Annotated in this window: 1 protein-coding gene; it reads right to left on the bottom strand. The window is 43.2% G+C overall.

The window, feature by feature from the left end; genetic code table 11:
- Positions 1-81 precede the first annotated feature (81 nt).
- Positions 82-723: a putative metallopeptidase gene (locus tag RFH42_RS16835; protein WP_308977087.1), complete on the bottom strand. Its 642-nt coding sequence runs from the start codon at positions 721-723 to the stop codon at positions 82-84.
- Positions 724-828 lie beyond the last annotated feature (105 nt).

Here is an 828-nt window from a genome sequence, read left to right as displayed (position 1 = left end):
TCGGCTTTTCTTAGCTTTGCCATAAATCAAAATCCATCAAGGCTCATCAAGGAAGACTGGCAAAAAAAAGAGCCTTTTGGCTCAATTGATTACACAGTTTCCGCAGCACTTTGCTACATCCAAATCAGGCACAAACGGAGGATTCTGTGCGACTTCGACAAGTCGTTTAACACTTTCGCTTGCTCCCCATCGTTTGACTACCCCGATAAACTCTTCAACGTCATGACCAGCTAAATAATGTTTAGGTAGACCAGTATGATCGCTATAAATAGGTTCGCCATCTTCATCACGTTCAACACCAATGTGATACAACTCATGCTCAATCAAGGCACAGAAATCACGGTCAGTCGCTTGTTCGCAGAATGATGCATCGATAGTAATTAAATAGACTGGCACAAAACCGAACCAATCTCGCATCTGTTGTTCTTGTCTGGCCTTCTTCCATCCACCTTGGTTAAACATTACCTTTTCACACTGGCCTAACACCATGCGCTTTTTAGCTGTCATTGCAGAAGATGCCCAAGCAAAGGCTAAAACCATTTCATCGTCATGTAGTAATTCGGCAATGTGATCATGGTCTGGATTGTGTAGAGCACCGCCAAGCGTTAAGAAGTTATTTACTACCCATTCTTTTAGATCCACGGCGGGCACTAGGCGAATAGATTCCTCTTCCTCAGCCTGATCGATAAATTCAGTCGGTGGAAATGGTCTGATTTGGTCCATAACACTACCCAATAAAAAACCACCTTTCTGAACTGCACCCCGAAAGTTGGACATAAAACTCCAACTGATGAGGTGCATTCACATGGGACGGTATACGTTAAAATT

The sequence above is a fragment of the Acinetobacter rudis genome (assembly GCF_031157835.1).
Lineage (GTDB): Bacteria > Pseudomonadota > Gammaproteobacteria > Pseudomonadales > Moraxellaceae > Acinetobacter > Acinetobacter rudis_A.
This window is presented reverse-complemented; position numbering and strand designations above follow the sequence as displayed.